Raw genomic sequence first — 24,338 nt, 5'->3', positions numbered from 1 at the left:
CACACGTGGAAGCAGAGGCAACGCACGCGGATGGAACCTGCATCGCGCTCCTGGCAATTCAGCCTGTCCAACTGGTCGGTCACGCGCAAGGTCGGTGTGGTGCTGGTGCTGCCGGTGATGCTCGCGACCGCCTTCGCCGTGCTGCGGATCAACAACGAACTGCAGACGATGACGCAGCTCAGCGCAGCCACCGAACAGGCCACCGTCATCCGTCCCGTCATCAAATTCGCCACCGCGACCGAGCAACTGGCCGTCGCCGCGACCGCCAACTGGGGTGCCATCGCCGACCCGCAGACCGACGCCGCGCTCACCACCTACGACCAGGCGCTGGCCGAGGTGCAAAGCGCGCTGCGCACCGCCCGCATCGACCCGGCGGTGGCCAGTGAACTCACCGCCGCCACCGTTACCGGCGCCACCCTGCGCAACACCGTGCGCGGCGGATCGCCCGCCATGGTCGGCGAGCAGACCGACGAGATCGGCGAGCGCATCGGCAACGCACTGTCCAAGACCCCGCAGGTCGAGGACTTCACCGTGCAGCGCTACTTCCTGCAGCTGACCTCGCTGCACCAGGCCCGCCGCGTGCTCACCCGCGAACGCACGCTGGTGGTCTCGCCCGAATCGGGTCGCAGTCAGAGCGCGCGCTCGCGCATGCTGGTCGAGCTCGGTTCCGAAGCGAACATGATCAAGACCTACGGCATGATCCTGCCCGAGCACTCGGGCAGCATGGCCGCGCTGCTGGACGCGGTGCAGACCCGCATCAGCGTGTTCAGCCAGAACAACGGCGACCCGACCACCAATGCCGCGGTGCTCAACACCCTGCAGGTCAGCGCCGACACCTACTCCTCGACCATCTCCGCGCTGCTGGACAACATCGACCACACCCTGGACTCCAACACCGCCACCGCCCAGACCGCGGCCCTGCGCGAGACCACCCTGGTTCTCGGCATGCTGCTGGCGGGCCTGGCGCTGGCGCTGGCCGTGGCCCGCACGCTGGTGGTGCCGGTGCGCAGGCTGCGTCGCGACGCGCTCGAGGTCGCGCACGTGAAGCTGCCCGACGAGCTGGCCGTGGTCCGCAGCGGCGGTGCCACACCGGAGATCACCCCGGTGGGTATCCATTCCACCGACGAGATCGGTCAGCTGGCTCGCGCGGTCGACGAGATCCACGAGCAGGCCCTGAATCTGGCCGGTGACCAGGCGCGCCTTCGCCTGCAGATCGGCAACATGTTCGAGACGCTGTCGCGCCGCAGCCAGTCGCTGGTCGAGCAGCAGCTGTCGCTGATCGAGGAACTCGAGCACGACGAGGACAACCCGTCGCGGCTGCAGACCCTGTTCCGTCTCGACCACCTCGCCACCCGCATGCGCCGCAACGGCGACAACCTGCTGGTGCTGGCGGGCACGGTGCTGCGCCGCGGCCACCTGCCGCCGGTGCCGCTGTCGGACATGCTATGGAGCGCGGTCTCGCAGGTGGAGGACTACCAGCGCGTCGAGATCGGCAATGTGCCCGACGGTGTCGTGGCCGGTGAGTCCGCGGTCGACATCGAGCACCTGCTCGCCGAGCTCATCGACAACGCGCTGCGCTACTCCCCGCCCAGCACCTCGGTCGCGGTCATCGTCGGCCGGGCGGTGGACAGCGGGTACCTGATCGAGATCACCGACCGGGGCCTGGGCATGTCGGCCGACGAACTGAAAACGACCAACGAACGACTGGCGTCGGGTGGCGAGGTCACCGTCGAAACTGCCCGCCGGATGGGTCTTTTCGTGGTCGGCCGACTCGCCAAGCGGCACACCATCACGGTCAGTCTGCGGCGCACCAACGGTGCGACACCGCAGCCCGGCATCACCGCCAGCGTGCACCTGCCCAGCGCCCTGGTCGCGCCCGCGCCGCCGGTGTCGTCGGCACCGGCCACCGGACCGAATCCGCTGGTGTCCTCGGGCCCGATCCCGAACGCGCCCACCGGCATCGGCCCGTACGCGCTGACCCCGGCCGATATCACCGGCCCGAACCCGATCGTGGCCACCGGTCCGCACCTGCTGGTGCCGGCTCCGGCGAGCCCGGCGACCAGCCTGAATCTGCCGAACTCGCCGCTGTTCGCGCCTGTTCCGGCACCGTCCAACGGGGCGAGCTCGGACTACCCGAGGACCCCGCTGACCAGTGTCGGCCTGCCGCAACGTGTTCCGGCCGCGGTGCCCGCGCCGCCGCCGGAACCGGTGCCGGTCGAAGACGAGAAGCCGGTCGGCATGTGGGCCGAACACGAACACGACACCGACGATCTCCCGGCACCGAGCACGCCCGCCGACTCGCGCCCGTTCGACCTGCCCCGACGCATCCCCGCCTCGGCTCTGGCCGACCTCGCCGCACCCTCGGAACCCTCGCCGACCGCCGAACCCAAACGGCCCGAACCCGAACCGCGCGAACCGACTCCGCGCGTCGCCGAGGTCGACCCCTCGCCGACCACCAGCCTCCGGTTGCAGCCGGTCGCCGGTCCCGCACCGACCCCGATCTACCAGCGGATGGTCTCGGAATGGCTGGTCGAACCGACCACCGCCGCTGCCGAATCCCACAGCAACGGCGCCACTTGGAGCTCCCCCGGCGACGCGGGCTGGACCGCCGCCGCGGAGGCCGACCACCCGCCCACGTCCTCACGCACTGTCGGCGGCTTGCCGATACGCAAACCGGGCGCCCAACTCGTTCCGGGTGGTCTGCATCCGGCCGAGGAGGCGGGCGATCGCGATCCCGAGGAGATCCGCAACAACTTGACCAGACATCTCAGCGGCGTCCGCAGCGGTCGTGCCGAGATCCAGTACAACGACGGAGGCCTCGAATGAGCAACGCGCACCCCACAGACGAGAATCTGAACTGGTTGGTCGCCCGCTTCACCCGCGATGTTCCCGGCGTCTCGCACGCGGTGCTCGTGTCCGCCGACGGACTGTTGCAGGCCACCAGCCCGCATCTGCCGTCGGATCGCGCCGAGCAGCTGGCCGCGGTCACCGCGGGTCTGGCGAGCCTGTCGATGGGGGCCGCGCATCTGTTCGACGGCGGCAAGGTGATGCAGTCGATCGTGGAGATGCAGCGCGGCTATCTGCTGGTGATGAGCGTCGGAAACGGTTCGCATCTGGCAGTTCTGGCGAACAAGAGTCACGACATCGGCCGCATCGGCTACGAGATGGCGTTGCTCGTTGACCGAGTGGGCTCGGCGGTCACCGCCACCGCCCGCTCCGCCGGCTGAGGTGAGATGTCGAGCCCTTACGGATCCGACCAACGGCCGACTACCCGGGTCAGGCCCTATGCCCTGACCTCCGGCCGCACCGAACCCGCGATCGCCCTTCCCCTGGAAGCGGTCGTGGAAACGGTTGCTTATACCGCGAACAACGAGTGGTCCGCAGGCGATCTGCGGATCGAAATCGTGCGTCTGGCCACACATCGGCTGTCTGTCGTCGAGATAGCCGCATACCTGGGACGCCCACTGGGTATGGTCCGGGTGATGATCGGCGATCTCGTAGTGGGCGGGATCCTTCGAGTGCATTCGACGCTGACCGAGCAGGCGAGCTATGACGAACGCCGATCACTGATGGAGAGGACTTTGCGTGGACTCCGTGGCCTCTGATGGCACACGCCCGCCGACACCGGAACAACGGGTAGCGTCGACCAAGATCGTGGTCGCCGGTGGATTCGGCGCCGGCAAAACGACTTTCGTCGGTGCGGTGTCGGAGATCGTGCCGCTGCGCACCGAGGCGATGGTGACCCATTTCTCCGACGGCATCGACGATCTCGCCGAGACGCCGGAGAAGGAAACCACCACCGTGGCCATGGACTTCGGTCGCATCGTGCTGCCGGGCAACCTGGTGCTGTACCTGTTCGGCACACCGGGCCAGAAGCGTTTCTGGTTCATGTGGGACGACCTGATCCGTGGCGCCATCGGTGCCGTGGTGCTGATCGATACCCGCAGGCTGGAAGACAGTTTCGCCGCGGTGGACTTCTTCGAGGCGCGCGGGCTGCCGTTCCTGATCGCGGTGAACCGCTTCCCCAACGCGCCCCGCTTCCCCATCGCGGAACTGCGCGAAGCGTTGTCGGTGCGCGAGGGCATTCCGATCGTCGACATCGACGCGCGCAATGCCGTCGAGGTCCGTCAGGCGCTGGCGGCGGTGACCGAGTACGCCATCGCCCAGCTGGAGCCGCAGCAGTTGGAAGGGGCGGCACGGCGTGCCTGATCTCCTCGCCGCGACCGGTGCCGAGACTTTCGCGCACGGCACCGGCATCGCCTGGCTGGCCCTCGATCTGTCGGCGCTGGGTGCGCTGGTGGCGTTCGCCTGCATCCGGCACGGGAAGTATTCGATCAAGTACCGGCTGTTGTGGCTGACCATGGCCGCGGTCTCGCTGGGCGGGGTCGGGCTGTGGTTGGCGAATTCGGTGGCGCTGCTTGCCATGCGGGTCAACGACAGCGCCATGCGCTACAACGTGGCGCTGGGCACGGCGGCGGCGGCCATCGCGGTGGTCGGGGTGCTGGCCGGACTGCTGATCAGTGGCCGAACCCTGCAGGTGCCGCGGCTGATCATCGGCGGGCTGACGATGGGTCTGAGCGTGGGGCTGTCGACCTATCTGACCTTGGACGCGGTCGCGGTGCAGGGCACTGTCGACCAGTCGCTGGGCCTGATCGGGGCGGCGCTGCTGGTGTCGATGGCGGTGTCCACTGCGACGCTGTGGGTTTCGCACGTGGTGCGCCGGGTGGCTTTGCGGGTGGTGATGTCGGTGCTGTTCGCGATGGGCGTGGCGGCGGTGTACTACACGGCGGTCGCGGCGCTGAAGTTCTCGATCGATCCGGGTATCCGGACACCGACCGGGATGCCGCTGTTCGACCTGGTGTTCCCGATGTTCGTGATCGGTGCGCTGGGTCTGACGGTGCCGATCACCGCGGTGCTGGTGGCGCCGGATCGACGCGAGGCGGCAGCGGCACTGCGGCAGCCGGTTTCGGCCTACTGAGGGCAACCAGCTAACGTCCGGTTTGTCCGGATCTTTCCGGTCTTCCGCCCTGCTGTGTCGAGAGCTGCCGACCTGCATCGATCTGCGGAAAAACCGCCCTTGAAGTGGCGATGGGCGGGTTCCCCCAACTCGGAGAACCCGCCCTCCCGCATGAGAGTACATACCCGTGAACGACTGCGCATCAGTCGTTCAGGAATTTTCTTGTGGTGAAAAACAAACCGGTCGTTGGTAATTCGCTTGTCAGCAAACCTTCCGCAAGCCGTTCGAGGCGTTCGCGCCAAGTGGTGTGCATCACACCGTTAACCGGGCGATAGCCCCGGACCGGTTCTCATGGCTCTGAGCAGGCACAACAGTGCCACCGCAAGACCCCTGGACAGCCGACCGTCCAGAACATACCGCCGACCCCACCGAACCCCACCACGAGCGCCGGAACCGAGTTATGGTCGCTGCAGGGCGCATTCGTCTCGCCCGGCACATCCAAGGTTCGTTCGAAGGAGTTCGCATGGCCGTCACAGTGGTGCTCGACAAAGTCCTCGACAAGGCTTTCGAAGACAAGACGCTCGCGGAAATTCTCGCCGCGCCCCCCTCGGCGCTGGCAGGCCTGAACGAGGCCCACGACAAACAACTGCTCGAGGCGCTGAAGATCAAGACCATCGCCGACCTGGGCAACAACAAGTTCTTCCAGCTCGCCGCGACTCTCGTGGAACTCGCCGAGCGCGAGGGCTGAGTCTCTTAGCGGCTGGCGCCGCGGGGTTTGCGGCCCCCGGTTGCCTCGAATCCGAGGGGCGATACTGCGCCTTCGGCGTTCCGTCTCGCCCCTCGGATCCGAGGCGGGCCGCAAACCCAGAACGTAGAGACACGACGATGGCCTGTCAGGATTCCTGGCAGGCCATCGCCGCGTTCAGAGGCGGGCGGGGTCGATCATGCCCTTGCGGACGGCGTTGATGATCCGTCGCGGGACGCGATATTCGACGCCGGCCACGGTCACCGGGACCAGTTGTGGCACTTCCGCTTTCCACTGGGCGCGCCTGCTTCGCGTGTTCGAGCGCGACATTCTGCGCTTGGGGACCGCCATGATTCAGCCTTCCTTCCGGTTGGTGCGCTCGCTCGCCGACGCCGTGGCCTCGGTGGGATCGGCGCAGGGTTCTTCGTGCCAGTCGCCGAAGGGGTCCTCCCACAACGCGACTCGTTCGGGGGCGTGGTCGACCAGCAGCAGCTCGTCGTCCTCGACCAACGCCCAGTGCAGGGCGTGCCGGATCTCGGCGGGATCGGCGTCGTGCGCCAGGATCACCAGCGACACCGCGCGATCACCGAACCGCTCGTCCCATCCCAATCCGGCCATCGCCCGCCGAGTCGGGTCCGCGGCGGCCTGTTCCTCGGCCGTCATCGCGGCCAGCCAGCGACCGGCGCCGCCCGCGCGCAGCCCGCCGCCCGCGGATTCCAGCCACACCACCTGATCGGGTTGCGTTGCCAGCCAGATCCTTCCGCGCGCGGTGACCACGCCGTCGAGCAGCACGTCCAGCGCCTCGTGCAGGCGGGCCGGGTGAAATGGTCGGCGCGCGGCGAATTCGACGAGTGTGACACCGCAGTCGGTGCTCAGGGGCGGCTGGCCACGCAGCAGCGGGGCGTGCGCGTCGAAGATTCGGCCACGCCGGGAGTCCTCGGGCACGCGGGTGAGCAGCGCGCCGATCTCGATGGCGTCGAAGCCGGAAAGCTCGGGCAACCACGCGACCGGCGCACCGGGGGCGAGCCTGGTGAGCACGGCTTCGAGGCGTTCGTGGTCGAGGGCGTCGGACCCGGCGGTGAGCACGACCAGCGCGTCGGCGAAGTCGACCTGGCCGACGGCGACCTGGGCGACCGTGCGCTCGTCATCGGCCGAGGCGAGGCCGCGATCGGCGAGTACCTCGTCGCCGGTGGCGTCGGCCAGCCACTGCTGTCCTTCGACGCAGGTCAGTACCGCCTCGATCCGCACCGTGCGTCCCGCGGGTCCGTCGACGCGATCCGCGACCCCGCCCACCACGACGTTCTCGATCGCATGGCACAGCGCCTCCGCCTCGATGCCCGGATCCAGCGCGAGCACCACCCGCGTGACGTGCTCGCGAGCGGCCAGCGTGCACAGCATCGGCAGCAGATCCGCGCGCAGCGTGCACGACACACACCCGTGCGCCAGCTCGAGCACGGTCGTCGTGGAGTTACCCGCGGTGCGCACCGTGCGACGCACCACGCCCTCGCGCAGCTCGGCGAGATCGTGGTGCACCACCACGGTGCCCGACTGTTGGCTCAGCGTCGCCGCGATGTGCTCGACGCCGTCCATGGCGGGTCCGGCGAAACCGGCCAGCAGCACCACGGGCGTTCTCCGGTCTGCCTGGTCCAGCACCCAATACCCCTTTCGACAATGATTTTCATTTACCTGACGGCGACTGTACAGTGCGGAATAATCGTTGTCGAAAATGGTTGTCATAACCATGGAAGGAGGTCGCATGTCGGCCCACTGCCAGGTCACCGGTCGCAAGCCCGGCTTCGGAAAAGCCGTCTCGCACTCGCACCGGCGCACCAACCGACGCTGGAACCCCAACATCCAGCACAAGACCTACTACCTGCCCAGCGAAGGCCGCCGCGTCACGCTGACGGTCTCCACCAAGGGCATCAAGACCATCGACCGCGACGGGATCGAGGCTGTCGTAGCCCGCATCCGCGCCCGTGGAGACAAGATCTAGGAGCTGAGCATGGCCTCGAAGTCCACCGATATCCGACCGATCGTGAAACTGAAGTCCACCGCGGACACCGGCTTCACCTACGTCACCCGCAAGAACCGCCGCAACGATCCCGACCGGCTGATCCTGCGCAAGTACGACCCCGTCGTGCGCAAGCATGTCGATTTCCGCGAGGAGCGCTGATGGCCAAGACGTCCAAGATCGCCCGCAACGAACAGCGGCGCGAGATCGTCGAACGGTTCGCCGCGCGACGCACCGAACTCAAACAGCTCATCCGTAAACCGGGCACCAGCGAGACCGATCGGGCCGCCGCACAGGCCGAACTGCGCAAACAGCCGCGCGATGCCAGTCCGGTACGATTGCGGAATCGGGACGCTGCAGACGGTCGACCTCGCGGTTACCTTCGCAAGTTCGGCCTCTCCCGGATTCGTGTGCGCGAGATGGCCCACCGGGGCGAGCTCCCCGGGGTCCACAAATCGAGCTGGTAGAGACACCCTCGTGAGAAGGAATATCCCATGGCTGTGAAGCGAGCACCGTCCAAGAAGGCACGCGCCGATCAGGGGCGCAAGCCGAAGAAGAACCCGCTGATCGCCGCGGGCATCACCCACGTCGACTACAAAGACGTCAACCTGCTGCGCACGTTCATCTCCGATCGCGGCAAGATCCGCAGCCGCCGCGTCACCGGCCTGACCCCGCAGCAGCAGCGTCAGGTCGCTGTGGCGGTGAAGAACGCGCGCGAGATGGCGCTGCTGCCCTTCACCACCACCAAGTAGGACCGTCGAGAAGTGGCCCCGGGCAAGTTGCCTCGGGGCCACTGTCGTCTGCGCCCCCGGGGTCGCGCGGGCTAGGGTCGAGACCATGAGAACGATGTCGCGCTACACCCTCGCCGCGGCAGCCTTCGGCGTGCTGATCGCACCCCTGTCCGGCTGCGCGACCTCGGATGAACCTGCGATCCTACCGGTTCAGACCGACCTTCGCCCCGAGGACGCCAACCCGAGCATCCGCACCCCGCTCACCGCCGATCCCACCCTCGTCAACCCGCACCCGATTCCCTTCACGTCCTGGAATCGCCTGGGCGAGAACAAGATCGGCGTCAACTTCGAGACCGGTAATCCGGAGTGCTTCGCCGTCGACGCCACCGTCACCGAAACCCCCGATACGGTCACCGTCGCCCTACGCTCGGGCACCCGAGCGGACTCCGTGAACAAGATGTGCACCATGAACATGGTCCTCGGAACCCTCGAAATCACCCTGGATTCCCCGCTGGGCGACCGCGAGGTATTCGACGCCGCATAGACGAAAAAGGGTGCCGCACCGAGTGATTCGGCGCGGCACCCGGTCTACGCTCAGTGTGCGAAGTGGCGGGCACCCGTCAGGTACAGGGTGACGCCGGCTTCCTTGCACAGCTCGACGGTGTCGGCGTCGCGGATCGAACCGCCGGGCTGCACGATCGCGCGCACGCCCGCGGCCACCAGGATCTCCGGGCCGTCCGAGAACGGGAAGAACGCGTCGGAGGCGGCCACCGACCCCTTGGCCCGCTCCCCCGCGCGCTCGACGGCGAGCTTGCAGGAGTCGACCCGGTTGACCTGGCCCATGCCCACGCCCACGGCTGCGCCGTCTTCGGCGAGCAGGATGGCGTTCGACTTCACCGAACGACATGCACGCCAGGCGAATTCGAGATCGGCGAGAGTCGTGACGTCGGCCGGGTCGCCCGCGGCCAGGGTCCAGTTGACCGGGTCGTCGCCCGCGGCGTCGAGCACGTCACGGTCCTGCAGCAGCGCACCGCCGCTGATCGGACGCAGCTCCACACCCTTGCGCTGCGGCGCTTCGGCCACCAGCACGCGCACATTCTTCTTGCGCTGCAACACTTCCACCGCACCGGGCGCGTAGCCGGGCGCGATGATGACCTCGGTGAAGATCTCGGCGACCTGCTCGGCCATCTCGACGCTGACCTCACGGTTGGCCGCGATCACGCCACCGTAGGCGCTGACCGGGTCGGTGGCGTGCGCCTTGCGGTGCGCCTCGGCGATATCGGCGCCCACGGCGATGCCACACGGGTTGGCGTGCTTGATCACCGCGACGGCGGGCTCGTCGAAGTCGAACGCGGCACGCCAGGCGGCGTCACCGTCGGTGTAGTTGTTGTACGACATCTCCTTGCCGTGCAACTGCTTCGCCTGCGCGATGCCGACCGTGCCGTCGTTGCTGGTGTACAGCGCGGCGGCCTGGTGCGGGTTCTCGCCGTAGCGCAGCACCGCGGCGCGCTCCCACGAACCTGCCACCCAGTCCGGGAACTGTTCGGTTTCCTCGGCCACGGCGGGCACGGCCACCGAGCCCATCCAGCTCGCGACGGCCACGTCGTAGCTCGCGGTGTGCTGGAAGGCCTTGGCCGCCAACGCGGTTCGTTCGGCGAGGGTGAACCCGCCGGACTTCACCGCGGCGAGCACGTCGTCGTAATCGGTGACGTCGACGACCACGCCCACCGACGGGTGGTTCTTCGCGGCGGCACGCACCATCGACGGCCCGCCGATGTCGATCTGCTCCACGCACTCGTCCACGCTCGCGCCGCTGGCCACGGTCTGGGTGAACGGGTACAGGTTCACCACCACCAGTTGGAACGCTTCGACGCCCAGCTCCACCAGCTGATCGACGTGCTCGGCGCGACGCGTGTCGGCCAGGATGCCGGCGTGCACGCGCGGGTGCAGCGTCTTGACGCGCCCGTCGAGGGTCTCCGGGAACCCGGTCAGATCCTCGACTTTGGTGACCGGAATCCCGGCCTCGGCGATCTTGCCCGCGGTCGACCCGGTCGAGACCAGCTCCACACCGGCGGCGTGCAGCCCGGTGGCGAGCTCGATCAGCCCGGTCTTGTCGTAGACGCTGACCAGCGCCCTCTGGATCGCCTTACGTTCACTCACCGGCGTGCTCGCTCACTGGTATTTCTGCCTTTCGTCCGTCGGAGACAATGCCTCGCGTCGCGACGGCGGCGATGACCTGCGCCAATAACCGTCGCTCGACAACCTTGATGCGCTCGTGCAGGGCGTCCTCGTCGTCGCCGGGCAGTACTTCGACCGCCTCCTGCGCGAGGATGGGACCGGTGTCGACGCCGCTGTCGACCAGGTGCACGGTGGTGCCGGTGACCTTGGCGCCGTAGGCGAGTGCGTCACGCACGCCGTGCGCGCCGGGGAACGCGGGTAGCAGCGCGGGATGGGTGTTGATGAATCGGCCGCCGAAACGCTCGAGGAACGCGGGGCCCACGATCTTCATGAAGCCCGCGGACACGACCAGGTCGGGCGCGAAGGCGTCGACGGCTTCGGTCAGCGCGAGGTCCCACGCGGCACGGTCGGGGTAGTCCTGCACCGCGACACGGAAGTGTTCGATTCCGGCGGTCTCGGCGTGGTCGGTGGCCTGGCAGACGCGGTCGACGCCGACGGCGACGATCTTCGCCGGGTACCCGGGCTCGCGCGCGGCGGCCAGCAGCGCGTTGAGCAGCGAGCCGGTGCCCGAGGCCAGCACGACGACGGTGGCCGGGTTTCTGGCGGGCTTCCACGGGGCAAACGAGGACGTCAGCGCTCTACTCCTGCGTGTGATCGGGTGGCGGCGGGGGCGATAGGCGCCGGGTCGAGCTTAGCGACCGGGGGTCTTGTCCTGATCCGGCAGGTCCGACTCGACCACTTCGACGTCGACGATGTCGTCGGCGGGTTCGGCTTCGGAGCCCGGTGCGGCGATGCTCACTTCGAGGTCGTCGTCGATGTCCTCGACCAGTTCGCCGTCGACTTCGACTGCGGGATCGTGGTATTCGACCGGATCGTCGTCGTACTCGTCGGTGTCGTCGTACTCGTCATCGTCGTCGTAGTCGTCGTCATCGGCGTACTCGTCGGTCTCGTACTCGTCGTAGTCGGCGGGCGATTCGGTCGGCGCCAGGAACCGATGGGCGAACACCATGCCGACGAAACCACCGAAGGCCAGCCAGGTGATCATCAGCACGACCAGCATCAGCAGATCGACCCCGACCCAGCCGACGGCACCGAGCTGACCGCTGCCCAGGATCGCCAGCACCAGGAACGTCAGCGTGGACAGTGCGGCGCAGGTCAGTGTCGCCCACGGCGCGCCGGGACGGTCGTCGCTGGTGCGGCCCAGTTCGATCCCGGCGAGCACGCCGACGCCCAGCGGCACCAGCAGCAGTACCGACCACCACACCGACGCGGGGCCTTCGGGCACCGGGATCAACGCGGGCAGCACGGGCATGTGCCCGCCGGTCACCCCGAACAGACCGACCGATCCGGCGCCGAACAGCACCGTTGCCCCGCACAGGATTCCGGCCGCGCCGATCACCACATTGGGCAGGTACAGCAGCGACACCAGGACCATGCCGAGCACGTCGGTGACGTTGTGGGCCTGCCGGAAAGCGTCGTCCAGACGCGAAAGATGAGTGAAGAACGAGATCACGGTGGCCAACGCCGCGCAGCCGAGCATCCGCAACACGGTGCGACGCGCGGCACGAGCGCCCAGCACCGCCCATTCCGGGATCTCGATCGGGAGCAGCGCGTACAGCGAACCCCATGCCCGGCTCGCGATGCCCGCGGCGGCCGCGCCCAGATACAGCACCAGCACCCAGCCGAAAGCCGAGACCGGGCCTGGTGATTCCAGCGGCGTGACGCCCGCGGCATCGCCGGTGACCGCCAGGCACACCGCGGTCATCAGCATCGGTCCGGCCAGCACCGCACCGGCCAACCAACCCAATTCGACCGGCGTCGGGCGCTTGGGCACCGCGCGTGCGCACTCGCGAGCGGCCAACCAGACCAGCACGGCGGTGGGCACCAGCGGGAGCAGGCCGAGCGTGGTCCGGCCGACGGTGAGCGGAATCTGATGGGCGGCAAGCCACGTGGCGGCGACTGCGGCGGGCGCGTTGTTGAGATCGGTGCCGGTGGTGAGCATGACCACGAGCACGAGCAGCACCGTGGCCGCCAGGGCGCAGATGGTGGGTCGGGCCGCGACCAACAGCAGGGTTCGTGCCCGCTCGGGCGACAGCGACCACCAGGCCTGCTCGGGACCCGACGGTGGTGGCGAGACTGCCTCCCCTGCGCCGCGTGACCCGGAGGTCCGGCGCACGAGGGAGTTACGGGAGCTCATGACGATTCAGCGTGGCAGCTTCCCCGGCGGCCGCGGGTCAGGCGCGCCGCGAGCCCACAGGCGTACCTGTGGGCTCGCGATCGAACCCGGACCACCCGAGGCAGGCCGTATCCAATAGGCATGATCGGGCGCTCTGCGTGGTCACGCTTCGCTACCGCCTCCGAGCGCTGACCGATCATGCCGGGTGTTTTTTACTTGTTGTCGTCGCTGGGACGGAACGCGGTGGTCGCGTCCGCGGCCGGATCGGCGGTCTGTTCGCCACCGAACGGCTGCGGTGCGGCCGACGAAGACGGCTGTGCGCCACCGTAGGTCGGCGCACCGAACGGCTGACCCTGCTGGCCACCGAAGGTCTGCGTCGCGCTCTCGTCGGGACGCGGCTGCGCCTGCGGTGCCGCACCGTACGGCGTGGGCTGCTGCTGCGGCGCACCGTACTGCTGGCCGTACGGTGACTGGGCGGGCTGCCCGTAGGACTGCTGACCCGGCTGACCCGGCTGACCGGGCGCACCGTAGGACGGCTGCTGCGCCTGCGGAATCGACGGCGAGCTCTGCTGACCGTACGGCGACGGCGACTGCGTCGGGTACTGCCCGCCGGTGGAACCCTGGCCGTAGCCGGGCTGCCCGTAGGACTGCTGGCCCTGGCCGTAGCCCTGCTGGCCGTAACCCTGCTGACCGTACTGGCCGTACTGGTTCTGCTGCTGTTGCGGCGCAGCCGGTTTCGGCGCAGGCGCCTTGATGATGCCGAGGCCGAACAGGAAGGCCAGCACCAACAGCACGGCGACCACGAACGAGAACGCGGCGACGACGAACGCGCCCCACTGCATTTCGATGCCCTCGCCCATGCTGATCAACGACACGACCACGCCCGCGAACCCGGCGATGCTCAGTGCCGCGGCGACACCGAGGACGTTCTGCTTGGGCAGCAGCGACAGCCCGGCCAACACCGCGGCGGCCAGAATCAGCGTCGCGGCCGCGGCGCCGTTGGACTCGAACATGCTGCCGGTGGAGGTCTCACGCGAGAGGCTGACACCGTAGTAGGGCGCGAAGCCGAGCAGGAAGGTGATGACGCCGAGTCCGGCGGCGGCCGCGGTCAAGATGAACGGCAGCCCTTTACCTTGCGAGCCTTCCGTACCGTCCGCGGTCGATGGCGCAGCCGCGGCGGCTCCGGTGCTGGGGCCCTGAGGCGCGGCGGGTGTCGCGGGTCCGTTGTACCCGGAGCCCCCGGTCGGGTATGACATGTCTCGTCGTCTCCTTGTCGAGTCGTGCGCATCGGTCGCGTCGATCTGACTGGTGCGGTGATCCGTTCACTGACGCTACTGCACGTCGGCCTCACGGTCATCACCTAGCGATCCAGCCTGTGGATAAACCGCTACCTTGTGGATAAGTCGACGAAGGCCGCCCAGGTGAAACCTGAAGGCGGCCTTCGACAGTTCAAAAGTGATCAGGCAGAAGCGATGGACGCCTTCTCCAGGATCTCGCGAGCGAGCGCGGCGGTGGCGGACGGCGTCTTGCCGACCTTCACACCAGCGGCTTCGAGCGCGTCCTGCTTGGCCTGCGCGGTGCCACCACCGGAGGACACGATGGCGCCGGCGTGGCCCATCGTCTTGCCCTCGGGGGCGGTGAACCCGGCGACGTAGCCCACGACCGGCTTGGTCACGTTGGCCTTGATGTAGGCCGCCGCACGCTCTTCGGCGTCGCCACCGATTTCGCCGATCATCACGATGATCTTGGTCTCGGGGTCCTTCTCGAACGCCGCGATCGCGTCGATGTGGGTGGTGCCGATGACCGGGTCGCCGCCGATGCCGATCGCGGTCGAGAAACCGAAATCGCGCAGCTCGTACATCATCTGGTAGGTCAGGGTGCCCGACTTCGACACCAGGCCGATCGGGCCCTTGCCGGTGATGTTGTTCGGGGTGATGCCGACCAGCGCCTCGCCCGGGGTGATGATGCCGGGGCAGTTCGGGCCGATGATGCGGGTCTTCTCGCCCTTTTCGACGTTGTAGGCCCACGCGAACGCGGAGTCCTGCACCGGGATGCCCTCGGTGATGACCACGAGCAGCGGGATCTCCGCGTCGATGGCCTCGATGATGGCGTCCTTGGAGAAGGCCGGGGGCACGAACGCGATCGAGGTGTCGGCGCCGGTCTTCTCCATGGCCTCGGCCACGGAAGCGAACACGGGCAGCTCGATCTCGTTGCCGTCTTTGTCGGTGTGCTTGACCGTGGTCCCGGCCTTGCGCGCGTTCACGCCGCCGACGACGTTGGTGCCCGCCTTCAGCATCAGCGCGGTGTGCTTGGTGCCCTCGCCGCCGGTGATGCCCTGGACGATGACCTTGTTGTCCTTGTTCAGGAAGATGGACATGTTCGCGTTCCTTACTTGGCGCTGAAGGCGAGTTCGGCGGCCTTGTCGGCGCCCTCGTCCATGGTCTGGGCCAGCGTCACCAGCGGGTGGTTGGCCTCGGCGAGGATGCGGCGACCCTCTTCGACGTTGTTGCCGTCCAGGCGGACGACCAGCGGCTTGGTGGCCGCGGCACCGAGCACCTCGAGCGCGCCGACGATGCCGTTGGCGACCGCGTCACAGGCGGTGATACCACCGAAGACGTTGACGAAAACACTCTTGACCTGCGCGTCACCAAGAATGACGTCCAGACCCGCGGCCATCACGGAAGCCGAAGCGCCGCCGCCGATGTCGAGGAAGTTGGCCGGCTTCACGCCGCCGTGGTTCTCGCCCGCGTACGCGACGACATCCAGGGTCGACATGACCAGACCGGCGCCGTTGCCGATGATGCCGACCTCACCGTCGAGCTTGACGTAGTTGAGGTCGTTTTCCTTGGCCTTGAGCTCGAGCGGATCCGTCGCGTCGACGTCGGCGAACTCGAGGTGGTCGGGGTGGCGGTACTCGGCGTTCTCGTCGAGGGTGACCTTGCCGTCCAGCGCGAGGATCTCGTCGTTGGGCGTGCGCACCAGCGGGTTGACCTCGACCAGGGTGGTGTCCTCGTTGACGAAGACCTCCCACAGCTTCTGGATGGTCACCGCGGCGGCGTCGAGCACGTCGGCGGGCAGGTGGCCCTTTTCGGCGATCTCACGCGCGAAGGCCAGGTCGACACCCTTGACGGCGTCCACGGGGATCTTGGCCAGACGCTCGGGGGTCTTCTCCGCGACCTCTTCGATCTCCATGCCGCCCTCGACCGAGCACATGGCCAGGTAGGTGCGGTTGGAACGATCGAGCAGGAAGGAGATGTAGTACTCCTCCGCGATGTCCTTGGCCTCGGCGACCAGGAGCTTCTTGACGATGTGGCCCTTGATGTCCAGGCCCAGGATGTTCTGCGCGTGGGTGAACGCGTCTTCGGGGGTGGCTGCGTACTTCACGCCGCCGGCCTTGCCGCGGCCGCCCACCTTGACCTGCGCCTTGACCATCACGGGCTTGCCGATTTCCTCGGCAATGGCGCGTGCTTCTTCGGCCGTGTCGCAAACACGACCCTCGGACGAAGGCACTCCGTGCTTAACGAAGAGCTCCTTCGCCTGATATTCGAAGAGATCCATGTACTCACCGTCTCGTCTGCGTTGCTATGACAACGACTTGGTTGGAGGACCGACAGGCCGTAGCGACTGTTTGCGGGTCGCTCGCAATGGTCAGCTTGCGGGTCGGTCGGACTGTAACTAGTCACGGGGAGGGGTAAACGACCACGTTCATAGTAAGTGGCGCAGGTCACGGCGATTTAGGGGAGGTCCGAAAAACCGCTGGCTGACGCTACTGGCGAGTAGTTTTCGGGCGATTTTCGATGCCTTGGCAGGTAGGGCCACGTAAAGCGAGGGCACCCCGCCATCTACTACGTTATGTCGTCGACAGACCTCACCCGGGACATCGGAATCCGGTGAGATATTCCGCCGCGTTACGGTGATGAACGTCACACGCACGGGTAGGTTTCCGACCAGCGCTTGCCACTACGCAATCGCTTCGTTACCGTCAATGCGGTCGAAGTCACAACCAGGTCACGACAACCAGGTCACGACTGGCAAGTCAGGACTGAGGAGGACGACATAGCGTGAGGTACTTCATACGATGAACCACCGCTCCACCCTTCCAGTCGACAATCGCACCAGCTCCGATGAGAATCGGACCAGCTCCGGGCACCGTTACCGGTATGCCGACGAGTACACGTCGCATCCGCAAGCCCGTCGAGCACCGGCCGACACCGCATGGCCGCAGACCGATCACGCACGTGCCCAGACCGATCGCGCGTGGCCGCAGACCGATAACGCTTGGCACGACCAGAACACGTGGTCTGACGACACGGCGTGGACGCCTGCCGAAGACGAGTGGACCGCCGACGAGTCCTACGACACCGGCACGTTCAGCACCGACTGGGCACCCGCCACCGCCGAGGAGACCACTTCCGAGCAGCGCCCCCGCCGCGCCGAACGTCGTGGTGGCGCACACCGCGTCCCCGCACCGCCCGCCGCGCTGAAGGGCCGTGCCGCGGTCATCGCGGTTGCCGCCGGTGCCGTTGTCGCCGCCGGGCAGGCCGCCATGGCCGATCCGGGTCAGCCGGCCAGCGGCCTCGATTACGAAGCCGCGGGCCAGGTCCACGAGATCGCCGCGCAGTCGATGAACACCGACGATGCCGGCACCGGTGCCGCCCCCCAGGTGCTCGAGGCCACGGCGATCGCCGACAAGAGCCATTTCGACGACATCCTCGCCAAGGGCGCCCAGTTCGCCGAAGATCTCGCCGCCCAGGAATCCGCCAAGCTGCGCCCCCTGTTCGCCAAGTTCTCGGCGGGCAACTACACGTCCGGTTTCGGCGCCCGCTGGGGTGTCCAGCACCTGGGCATCGACGTCGCGGGCCCGATCGGCACCCCGATCTACGCGGTCGCCGACGGCACCATCGTCGAAGCGGGCCCGGCATCGGGTTTCGGCATGTGGGTTCGCGTGCTGCACGACGACGGCACCATCACCATCTACGGCCACATCGACACCGCGACGGTCTCCGAGGGCGAACGGGTCATGGCAGGCGACCAGATCGCCACCATGGGCAACCGCGGCTTCTCCACCGGCCCGCACGTGCACTTCGAGGTGTGGCTGAACGGCACCGACAAGATCGACCCGGTCCCGTGGCTGGCCACCCGCGGCATCAGCTTGGGCTCCCAGCGCGATTGATACTCGGGTGACCAGCAGCACCCTTCCGCTGCGAGGTGGGCGGGTCTAGCGTTTCAGCTATGGCTGGTACGACGAAGTACACGCAGTTCATCGCGCTCTCACCGGAATTGGTGTGGGAGGTGCTCGGGGATCTCGAGCGGTGGTCCGAGTGGAATCCCGGAGTGCGGTCGGTGCGGATGCACGGGCCGGTCGCGGTCGGTGCCACCGGTGACTACGTGCCCAACGGGGATTTCTCGGCGCGAATCCACGGACGTTTCGGGAAACCGTTCACCGTCAGCACTTTCGAACCGAACCGTGAGCTCGCCATCGAGCAGCCCGAACCCGCGGGCACCATGCACCTGTCCTGGCGACTGACGCCCCGCGACGGCGGCACCGAGATCACCCAGGCCCTGCGCTTCACCGGCCCGTCCGCCGCCGCGGCCCGCACCGTCGTTCGCCCGTTCATCGAAACCGATGCGCGCGTGAACTTTTCGCGCCTGGCCCGCCTGGCAGGCCTCGCTCCCGCCGACGACGCCCTCAACGTCGTGATCGCGGGCGGCACCGGCGCACTCGGCCTGCAGATCGCCGCCGACCTGACCTGCCGAGGCCAACGCGTCACCCTGCTGACCCGCCGCCGCAACCCGAAACTGCCCTTCCGCCAAACAGAATGGGACGGCCGCTCGATCGGCGCCTGGTCCGCCGAACTGCGCGAACCCGGCCGTCTGGCCGTGATCAACCTCGCCGGAAAGTTGGTCGACTGCCGACCGACCGAACGCAATGTAGCCGAACTACGTTCCAGCCGAGTCGATTCCACCACCGCCCTGGTAGCAGCGGCGAGCCTGCGCGACACCCCCGTCGACTACTGGGTCCAGGCCAGCACCACCGCCATCTGGTCCGACGCGGGCGAAACCCGTTGCACCGAAACAACTCCCATCCCGGTCGGCCTACCCCAGATGACCGGCGTAGCCCAACCCTGGGAAGAAGCCTTCGACCCGGCCCGCGCCGACCACTGGACAATCCTGCGCACGTCCATCGTGCTCGACCCCGATGCCCCCGCCCTCAAACGCCTGGCCCAACTCACCAGGGCAGGCCTGGGCGGCCGAGTAGGCCCGGGCAATCAATGGTTCAGCTGGATCCACATCGAAGACTGGCTGGCCATAGTCCGAGCCACCCTGGGCATGGACCCCGACGTCACCCTGCCCAACGGCGTCCTCGTAGCCGCCGCCGAATTCCCGGTCCGCAACACCGAACTCATGTCCACGCTCCGCACAACCCTGCACCGCCCGCCGTCACCCCCGACGCCCAAGGCCGTGCTCACCATCGGCGCGGTAGCCCTGCGCACCGACCCGGCCCTCGGCCTGACCGGCCGCCACGCCACCTCCGAAGTCCTCCACAAAGCAGGCTTCGCCTTCCAGTACCCCACCCTCGACGAGGCCCTACGAGATCTGTTCCCCCACTGACCGGGATCGCGCCGCCCACTCCGCATGGGCGGCGCGGCCTCACAACTTCACAATCGTCCGGCTGAACTGCGGAATCAACCGGATCTTGCCCGCGGACCCGAAGTCGATGGTCACCGTAGCCATCGGCCCGGCCCCATCCGCGGCGACAACCCGCCCCAGCCCGTACTTGTCATCGGTGACCCGATCCCCCACCGCCAGCACGAGTTCGGTGTTGTTCCGCTTGACGGCCCCACCGGGAGCCGGCCGACGTTCGCCGGACCCGGCACGCACACCGGGCCGCTGATCCCACCCGCTGCCACTGGTCCAATCCCGATCGAACCCACTGTCCTCCCCGCGACGCCGTCCCGCCGACCGCACCGGCTCCAACCGGCGCCAGTCCAGCAGATGCTGCGGAATCTCCTGCAGGAACCGCGATTCCGGATTCGACACCGGCTGCCCCCACCCCGAACGCACCACCGCGCGCGACAGATACAGCCGCTGACGCGCCCGCGTGATCCCCACATAGGCCAGTCGACGTTCCTCGGCCAGCTCGTTCGGATCACCCAGCGCCCGCATATGCGGGAACTGCCCGTCCTCCCACCCGGTCACGAACACCACCGGGAACTCCAACCCCTTGGCGGTGTGCAGCGTCATCATCGTGACCACACCCGACCCCTCGTCCGGGATCTGATCGGTATCGGCGACCAGCGAAACCCGTTCGAGGAACGCGGCAAGCGACCCCGGCTCGGGCTCCCCGTCGCCGACCTCGGGCACGAACCCTTCCTCCCGCGCAGCCTCGGCATTGTTGAACGCCTCGGAACTGAATTCACGTGCGACACTGACCAATTCGTTGAGGTTGTCCAGCCGCGCACCGTCCTGCGGGTCATCGGAGGCTTCCAGTTCGCCCCGATATCCGGTGCGCTCGAGCACCGCGTCGACCACATTGCCCACATCGGGGTAGTCGCTGTCGGCCCGCTTACCGGCGATCCGAATCTCGTCGAGCAGGTCGAGGAATCCCGCGATCGCGCGCTGCGCACGGGTATTCAGCAACGCGACCTTGCCGTCGGCCGCATCCCGCAATGCCGCCGCGAATCCGATCCCGCGCTGATCGGCGTGCACCGCCACACAGGCCTCGGCCCGATCGCCGATCCCGCGCCGCGGCGTGTTGAGAATGCGCCGCACGCTCACCGCGTCCTCGGGATTTTCCAGCACCCGAAGATAGGCCACAACGTCACGCACTTCTTTGCGCTCGTAGAACCGCACCCCGCCGACGATCTTGTACGGCAGGCCCATGCGGATGAAGATCTCTTCCAGCGCACGCGAATTGTTGTTGGTGCGATAGAACACCGCCACGTCGCTGTAGTTGGCGTCGCCCGCATCCACGAGCCGGTCGATTTCCTTGGCGACGAACGAGGCCTCGTCGTGTTCGTTGTCCGCGACGTACCCGGTGATCAGTTCGCCTTCACCGGAATCGGTCCACAGCTTCTTCTCGCGCCTGCCCTCATTGCGCGCGATCACCGCGTTCGCGGCGGACAGAATGTGCTGGGTGGACCGGTAGTTCTGTTCCAGCAGAATCGTTTCCGCGTCGGGGAAGTCCCGTTCGAACTCTTCGATATTGCGAATCGTGGCGCCACGGAACGCGTAGATCGACTGATCGGCGTCACCGACCACACACAGCTCGCTCGCCTCGATCGCCGACTCAGCCGGCTCGCTGTGGTGCCCGACCAGCTCGCGGACCAGCGCGTACTGCGCGTGGTTGGTGTCCTGGTACTCGTCGACGAGCACGTGCCGGAACCGGCGCCGGTAGTACTCGGCCACCTGCGGGTGGTTCTGCAGCAGCGCGACCGTCTCGCCGATGAGGTCGTCGAAGTCCATCGCATTGGCCGAGCGCAGCCGTCGCTGATATTCCGCGTAGACCCTGGCCACCAGCGCGGGCAGTTCGGTGTCGTCGGCTTCGGCGTCGGCGGCGGCCTTTTCCGGGGAGATCAGTTCGTTCTTCAAATTGGAAATGGCCGTCGACAGCAACCGCGCGGTGTATTTCTTCGTGTCGATCTCGAAATCGCGGCTGATCATGGTGAGCAATCGGCGCGAATCATCGGCGTCGTAGATGGAGAAATTCGAATTCAGACCGGGCAGCAGCGCGGCCTGCATCCGCAGAATGCGCACACAGCTGGAATGGAATGTCGACACCCACATACTGGCCGCGCGCGGACCGACGAGTCCGGCGACGCGTTCGCGCATCTCGGCGGCGGCCTTGTTGGTGAAGGTGATGGCCAAGATCTCACCGGTGCGCACACCGCGCGCTGCCAGCAGGTAGGCGATGCGTCGGGTGAGCACCGCGGTCTTGCCCGAGCCCGCGCCCGCCACGATCAACAGAGGGCCGCCCGCGTGCACGACCGCGGCGCGCTGCTGCGGGTTGAGCCCGTCGAGCAGTTTCTCGATCTCCGCGTCGCGTTGTTGCTCGCGTTCCTGGCGGCGCTGTGCCTGTTCCTGGACGCGCTGTGCCTGGTCGGCGCTGTTGCGCGCGGCCGCGGCAGCTAACCCGGACACGCCGGTGCCACCACCGTCCCTCGGCGGTAGCGCGGCGCCGCTCGGCGGGTGCGCTGGTTCGCTGGGATCGGCGGCTGAGGCGTGGGGAGCGACCGTGATATCCATCGTCTGTCCACGCTACCGGCGGGCACCGACAAGCTGCGAACCGCTGCCGCGACGGTGACCGGGCAGCGACGCCCCGGCAAACGACTGGTGAACCACCACAGCACCACCCCGCCCGGTCTCGGTGAACGTTCTCAGCGAATTCACAAACAGAACTGTTTTGCCTCCCTACCCGATCGTGGCAGACTGGGCCAGGTGGTCAGCGCTTCTCCGCATGCCCGGATCGGCTGCCGATCCGTTATCGTGGCGTCGAGCACGACCAATTGTGAACTCCCGGGGGGATCCAGTACCGCCCATCGGGAAAGTTTCAGGGTGACGGAACAGATCGGGTAACAGGCCGTTCGGTTTGACCGATCCACGTTCTGACACGAGGAGATGAATGATGAGCACGCCAGCTACGACCACCGGCTCCGATTCGGCTCTGCCGCAATCCGAGGCCGAGATCGACAAGCTTCGCCTCGAGATCGACCAACTCGATGCCACGATCCTCGCCGCGATCAAACGCCGCAGCGAGATCTCCCGGATCATCGGCCGCACCCGGATGGCCTCCGGCGGTACGCGCCTGGTCCACAGCCGTGAGATGAAGGTGCTCGAGCGCTTCAGCGAGCTGGGCCAGGAGGGCCACACGCTCGCGATGCTGCTGCTGCGCCTCGGCCGCGGTCGCCTCGGCCGCTGAACCGGCCCCCACCCAGACGCTACGGCGTCACTGAACCATGCGGCGGACCAGCCAGTTCGCCGCTTCCACAAAGCCGCCCCGGGTGCGACATCATCCCCGGGGCGGTTATTTTTTCGGCTGGGTTCAGGTCAGCGCGATGTACTTGGTGTTCAGGTACTCCTCGATGCCCTCGGTACCGCCCTCGCGACCGAATCCTGATTCCTTGACGCCACCGAACGGCGCGGCCGGGTCAGAAATCACACCCCGGTTCACGCCGACCATCCCGGTTTCCATCGCCTCGGAGATCCGCAGCGCGCGATCCAGGTCCCGCGTGAACACGTAGCTGACCAGCCCGTACTCGGTGTCGTTGGCGGCGGCCACACCTTCGTCCTCGGTATCGAACGCGACAATCGGCGCGACCGGCCCGAAAACCTCCTCGTGCAGAATCCGAGCATTCGACGGCACGTCGGCCAGGATCGTCGCCGGATAGAACCACCCGGGACCACCGGGCACCTTGCCACCGATCAACACCCGCGCCCCCACCGCGACAGCATCGTCGACCAGCTCGCTGACGATCTCCCGCTGATCCTCGCTGACCAGCGGACCCAGCGTCGTCGCCGGATCGGTACCCGGCCCCATCACCACCGTGTCCGACATCGCCGCCACGAACTTCTCGGTGAACTCCGCGACCACCCCGCTCTGCACATAGAACCGATTGGCCGCGGTGCACGCCTCCCCACCGTTGCGCAGTTTCGCCTGCATCGCCCCGGCCACCGCGGCGTCGATGTCGGCGTCGTCGAACACCACGAACGGCGCGTTGCCGCCCAGTTCCATCGACGTGCGCAGCAACCGATTCGCCGACGCCGCGACCAGTTTCTTGCCGACCTCGGTGGACCCGGTGAAGGTGAGTTTGCGCAGTCGCGGATCGTCGATCAGCGGGCCGGTGACAGCCCCCGAACGCTGGGTGGTGACCACCGAGAGCACCCCGTCGGGCAGACCGGCCTCGCTGCACAGTTTCGCCAACGCCAGCATGGTCAGCGGCGTCGCCGAGGCGGGCTTGACGATCATCGTGCACCCCGCCGCCAGTGCGGGCCCGATTTTGCGGGTGCCCATGGCCAGCGGGAAGTTCCACGGCGTGATCGCCAGACACGGCCCGACCGGCTGCTTGGCGACCATGATCCGCCCGGCTCCCGACGGCGCGTTCAGATACCGCCCGTGAATGCGCACCGCCTCCTCGCTGTTCCAGCGAAAGAACTCCGCGCCGTAGCGCACTTCGTTGCGGCTTTCCGACAGCGCCTTGCCCATTTCCAGGGTCATCAACAGCGCGAATTCCTCGGCCCGCGCGGTCAACTGCTCGAACACCGTCCGCAGGATCTCCCCCCGCTCCCGCGAAGGCGTTGCCGCCCAACTCGCCCCCGCGGCAACGGCCACGTCCAACGCCCGCATCGCATCTTCAGGAGTCGCGTCGGCAACCTGCGCGATCACCGAACCATCGGCGGGATTGCGCACAGCGAAAGTCCCACCCCCACTGGCGGGAACCGGCCCGGAACCGATCCACAAACCCTGGGGCACAGACTCGAGTACGTCACGTTCAGACACCATCCCGCCACCCTACGACCGCCACCCCAACGAACGCACCGAA

General features: G+C 67.5%; 24 protein-coding genes. 14 read left to right on the top strand and 10 right to left on the bottom strand.

Annotation, left to right across the window (positions count from 1 at the left end):
- Positions 1-30 precede the first annotated feature (30 nt).
- The 6 genes from ACFWVD_RS00670 (at position 31) to ACFWVD_RS00645 (ending at position 5,705) form a co-directional block, all read left to right on the top strand.
- Positions 31-2,826: an ATP-binding protein gene (locus tag ACFWVD_RS00670; RefSeq protein WP_379239797.1), complete on the top strand. Its 2,796-nt coding sequence runs from the start codon at positions 31-33 to the stop codon at positions 2,824-2,826.
- Positions 2,823-3,227, top strand: coding sequence for a roadblock/LC7 domain-containing protein (locus tag ACFWVD_RS00665; RefSeq protein WP_019049250.1), 405 nt, complete (start codon positions 2,823-2,825; stop codon positions 3,225-3,227). Before ACFWVD_RS00670 ends, ACFWVD_RS00665 begins: the two co-directional genes overlap by 4 nt.
- A gap of 6 nt (positions 3,228-3,233) precedes the next feature.
- Positions 3,234-3,605 (top strand): DUF742 domain-containing protein, encoded by a 372-nt coding sequence (locus tag ACFWVD_RS00660; protein WP_379239796.1) that lies wholly within the window; start codon positions 3,234-3,236, stop codon positions 3,603-3,605.
- Positions 3,595-4,209, top strand: a complete 615-nt coding sequence (locus ACFWVD_RS00655) for an ATP/GTP-binding protein (protein WP_379240924.1) — start codon at positions 3,595-3,597, stop codon at positions 4,207-4,209. Before ACFWVD_RS00660 ends, ACFWVD_RS00655 begins: the two co-directional genes overlap by 11 nt.
- Complete coding sequence (locus ACFWVD_RS00650) at positions 4,202-4,978, top strand: hypothetical protein (protein WP_379239795.1); 777 nt, start codon at positions 4,202-4,204, stop codon at positions 4,976-4,978. The genes ACFWVD_RS00655 and ACFWVD_RS00650 overlap by 8 nt, the downstream gene beginning before the upstream one ends.
- A 502-nt stretch (positions 4,979-5,480) precedes the next feature.
- Entirely contained in the window at positions 5,481-5,705 is a 225-nt protein-coding gene (locus ACFWVD_RS00645) for a hypothetical protein (RefSeq protein WP_379239793.1), read from the top strand.
- 174 nt (positions 5,706-5,879) lie between these two features.
- Here the strand turns inward: ACFWVD_RS00645 and rpmF are convergent, their stop codons facing one another.
- On the bottom strand, positions 5,880-6,053 hold the full coding sequence (gene rpmF / locus ACFWVD_RS00640) for a 50S ribosomal protein L32 (RefSeq protein WP_378913390.1): 174 nt from the start codon (positions 6,051-6,053) through the stop codon (positions 5,880-5,882).
- Positions 6,054-6,056: 3 nt separating this feature from the next.
- Positions 6,057-7,355 (bottom strand): ribosome hibernation factor-recruiting GTPase MRF, encoded by a 1,299-nt coding sequence (gene mrf / locus ACFWVD_RS00635; protein ID WP_379239791.1) that lies wholly within the window; start codon positions 7,353-7,355, stop codon positions 6,057-6,059.
- 103 nt (positions 7,356-7,458) lie between these two features.
- Here mrf and rpmB point away from each other — a divergent pair, with 103 nt between their 5' ends.
- The 5 genes from rpmB to ACFWVD_RS00610 all read left to right on the top strand — a co-directional run bounded on the left by rpmB (position 7,459) and on the right by ACFWVD_RS00610 (position 8,988).
- Positions 7,459-7,695 (top strand): 50S ribosomal protein L28, encoded by a 237-nt coding sequence (gene rpmB, locus ACFWVD_RS00630; protein ID WP_364411662.1) that lies wholly within the window; start codon positions 7,459-7,461, stop codon positions 7,693-7,695.
- 9 nt (positions 7,696-7,704) lie between these two features.
- Complete coding sequence (gene rpmG / locus ACFWVD_RS00625) at positions 7,705-7,875, top strand: 50S ribosomal protein L33 (protein WP_379239789.1); 171 nt, start codon at positions 7,705-7,707, stop codon at positions 7,873-7,875.
- A complete protein-coding gene (gene rpsN / locus ACFWVD_RS00620; protein ID WP_379239788.1) occupies positions 7,875-8,180 on the top strand; it encodes a 30S ribosomal protein S14 in 306 nt (101 codons plus the stop codon). Before rpmG ends, rpsN begins: the two co-directional genes overlap by 1 nt.
- A 27-nt stretch (positions 8,181-8,207) precedes the next feature.
- Positions 8,208-8,465, top strand: a complete 258-nt coding sequence (rpsR, locus tag ACFWVD_RS00615; RefSeq protein WP_379239787.1) for a 30S ribosomal protein S18 — start codon at positions 8,208-8,210, stop codon at positions 8,463-8,465.
- Positions 8,466-8,550: 85 nt separating this feature from the next.
- Positions 8,551-8,988 carry a hypothetical protein gene (locus ACFWVD_RS00610; protein WP_379239785.1) on the top strand — a complete coding sequence of 146 codons (438 nt, stop codon included), beginning with the start codon at positions 8,551-8,553 and terminating at the stop codon, positions 8,986-8,988.
- Positions 8,989-9,038: 50 nt separating this feature from the next.
- Here the strand turns inward: ACFWVD_RS00610 and purH are convergent, their stop codons facing one another.
- The 6 genes from purH to sucC all read right to left on the bottom strand — a co-directional run bounded on the left by purH (position 9,039) and on the right by sucC (position 16,356).
- Positions 9,039-10,604, bottom strand: a complete 1,566-nt coding sequence (gene purH / locus ACFWVD_RS00605) for a bifunctional phosphoribosylaminoimidazolecarboxamide formyltransferase/IMP cyclohydrolase (protein WP_379239784.1) — start codon at positions 10,602-10,604, stop codon at positions 9,039-9,041.
- A complete protein-coding gene (gene purN / locus ACFWVD_RS00600) occupies positions 10,597-11,256 on the bottom strand; it encodes a phosphoribosylglycinamide formyltransferase (RefSeq protein WP_379240923.1) in 660 nt (219 codons plus the stop codon). The genes purH and purN overlap by 8 nt, the downstream gene beginning before the upstream one ends.
- A gap of 57 nt (positions 11,257-11,313) precedes the next feature.
- Positions 11,314-12,819: a DUF6350 family protein gene (locus ACFWVD_RS00595; RefSeq protein ID WP_379239782.1), complete on the bottom strand. Its 1,506-nt coding sequence runs from the start codon at positions 12,817-12,819 to the stop codon at positions 11,314-11,316.
- A 191-nt stretch (positions 12,820-13,010) separates the two neighbouring features.
- Complete coding sequence (locus ACFWVD_RS00590; protein WP_379239781.1) at positions 13,011-14,054, bottom strand: DUF5336 domain-containing protein; 1,044 nt, start codon at positions 14,052-14,054, stop codon at positions 13,011-13,013.
- A gap of 203 nt (positions 14,055-14,257) precedes the next feature.
- Positions 14,258-15,175 (bottom strand): succinate--CoA ligase subunit alpha, encoded by a 918-nt coding sequence (gene sucD, locus ACFWVD_RS00585; RefSeq protein WP_379239780.1) that lies wholly within the window; start codon positions 15,173-15,175, stop codon positions 14,258-14,260.
- Between the two features lie 11 nt (positions 15,176-15,186).
- Positions 15,187-16,356, bottom strand: a complete 1,170-nt coding sequence (gene sucC / locus ACFWVD_RS00580) for an ADP-forming succinate--CoA ligase subunit beta (protein ID WP_379239779.1) — start codon at positions 16,354-16,356, stop codon at positions 15,187-15,189.
- 520 nt (positions 16,357-16,876) lie between these two features.
- Here sucC and ACFWVD_RS00575 point away from each other — a divergent pair.
- Both ACFWVD_RS00575 and ACFWVD_RS00570 read left to right on the top strand, forming a co-directional pair.
- A complete protein-coding gene (locus tag ACFWVD_RS00575) occupies positions 16,877-17,971 on the top strand; it encodes a M23 family metallopeptidase (RefSeq protein ID WP_379239778.1) in 1,095 nt (364 codons plus the stop codon).
- 59 nt (positions 17,972-18,030) lie between these two features.
- On the top strand, positions 18,031-19,410 hold the full coding sequence (locus tag ACFWVD_RS00570; RefSeq protein ID WP_379239776.1) for a DUF1731 domain-containing protein: 1,380 nt from the start codon (positions 18,031-18,033) through the stop codon (positions 19,408-19,410).
- Positions 19,411-19,449: 39 nt separating this feature from the next.
- Here the strand turns inward: ACFWVD_RS00570 and pcrA are convergent, their stop codons facing one another.
- Entirely contained in the window at positions 19,450-22,044 is a 2,595-nt protein-coding gene (pcrA, locus tag ACFWVD_RS00565) for a DNA helicase PcrA (protein WP_379239775.1), read from the bottom strand.
- A gap of 379 nt (positions 22,045-22,423) precedes the next feature.
- Between pcrA and ACFWVD_RS00560 the strand changes: the two genes are divergently transcribed.
- A complete protein-coding gene (locus tag ACFWVD_RS00560) occupies positions 22,424-22,717 on the top strand; it encodes a chorismate mutase (RefSeq protein WP_056816138.1) in 294 nt (97 codons plus the stop codon).
- 123 nt (positions 22,718-22,840) lie between these two features.
- Here the strand turns inward: ACFWVD_RS00560 and ACFWVD_RS00555 are convergent, their stop codons facing one another.
- Complete coding sequence (locus ACFWVD_RS00555; RefSeq protein WP_379239774.1) at positions 22,841-24,298, bottom strand: NAD-dependent succinate-semialdehyde dehydrogenase; 1,458 nt, start codon at positions 24,296-24,298, stop codon at positions 22,841-22,843.
- Positions 24,299-24,338: the final 40 nt, after the last annotated feature.

This window comes from Nocardia sp. NPDC058666 (assembly GCF_042714895.1).
Lineage (GTDB): Bacteria > Actinomycetota > Actinomycetes > Mycobacteriales > Mycobacteriaceae > Nocardia.
Note: the sequence above shows the minus strand (reverse complement) of the source record. Positions and strands in the feature narration are given on the sequence as shown.

Bases quoted from the DNA above. Each gene is read 5' to 3' on its own strand.
- ACFWVD_RS00670 (WP_379239797.1), top strand. From the start codon at position 31: ATGGAACCTGCATCGCGCTCCTGGCAATTCAGCCTGTCCAACTGGTCG.
- ACFWVD_RS00665 (WP_019049250.1), top strand. From the start codon at position 2,823: ATGAGCAACGCGCACCCCACAGACGAGAATCTGAACTGGTTGGTCGCC.
- ACFWVD_RS00660 (WP_379239796.1), top strand. From the start codon at position 3,234: ATGTCGAGCCCTTACGGATCCGACCAACGGCCGACTACCCGGGTCAGG.
- ACFWVD_RS00645 (WP_379239793.1), top strand. From the start codon at position 5,481: ATGGCCGTCACAGTGGTGCTCGACAAAGTCCTCGACAAGGCTTTCGAA.
- rpmF (WP_378913390.1), bottom strand. From the start codon at position 6,053: ATGGCGGTCCCCAAGCGCAGAATGTCGCGCTCGAACACGCGAAGCAGG.
- rpmB (WP_364411662.1), top strand. From the start codon at position 7,459: ATGTCGGCCCACTGCCAGGTCACCGGTCGCAAGCCCGGCTTCGGAAAA.
- rpmG (WP_379239789.1), top strand. From the start codon at position 7,705: ATGGCCTCGAAGTCCACCGATATCCGACCGATCGTGAAACTGAAGTCC.
- rpsN (WP_379239788.1), top strand. From the start codon at position 7,875: ATGGCCAAGACGTCCAAGATCGCCCGCAACGAACAGCGGCGCGAGATC.
- rpsR (WP_379239787.1), top strand. From the start codon at position 8,208: ATGGCTGTGAAGCGAGCACCGTCCAAGAAGGCACGCGCCGATCAGGGG.
- ACFWVD_RS00610 (WP_379239785.1), top strand. From the start codon at position 8,551: ATGAGAACGATGTCGCGCTACACCCTCGCCGCGGCAGCCTTCGGCGTG.
- ACFWVD_RS00595 (WP_379239782.1), bottom strand. From the start codon at position 12,819: ATGAGCTCCCGTAACTCCCTCGTGCGCCGGACCTCCGGGTCACGCGGC.
- ACFWVD_RS00590 (WP_379239781.1), bottom strand. From the start codon at position 14,054: ATGTCATACCCGACCGGGGGCTCCGGGTACAACGGACCCGCGACACCC.
- sucD (WP_379239780.1), bottom strand. From the start codon at position 15,175: ATGTCCATCTTCCTGAACAAGGACAACAAGGTCATCGTCCAGGGCATC.
- sucC (WP_379239779.1), bottom strand. From the start codon at position 16,356: ATGGATCTCTTCGAATATCAGGCGAAGGAGCTCTTCGTTAAGCACGGA.
- ACFWVD_RS00575 (WP_379239778.1), top strand. From the start codon at position 16,877: ATGAACCACCGCTCCACCCTTCCAGTCGACAATCGCACCAGCTCCGAT.
- ACFWVD_RS00570 (WP_379239776.1), top strand. From the start codon at position 18,031: ATGGCTGGTACGACGAAGTACACGCAGTTCATCGCGCTCTCACCGGAA.
- pcrA (WP_379239775.1), bottom strand. From the start codon at position 22,044: ATGGATATCACGGTCGCTCCCCACGCCTCAGCCGCCGATCCCAGCGAA.
- ACFWVD_RS00560 (WP_056816138.1), top strand. From the start codon at position 22,424: ATGAGCACGCCAGCTACGACCACCGGCTCCGATTCGGCTCTGCCGCAA.
- ACFWVD_RS00555 (WP_379239774.1), bottom strand. From the start codon at position 24,298: ATGGTGTCTGAACGTGACGTACTCGAGTCTGTGCCCCAGGGTTTGTGG.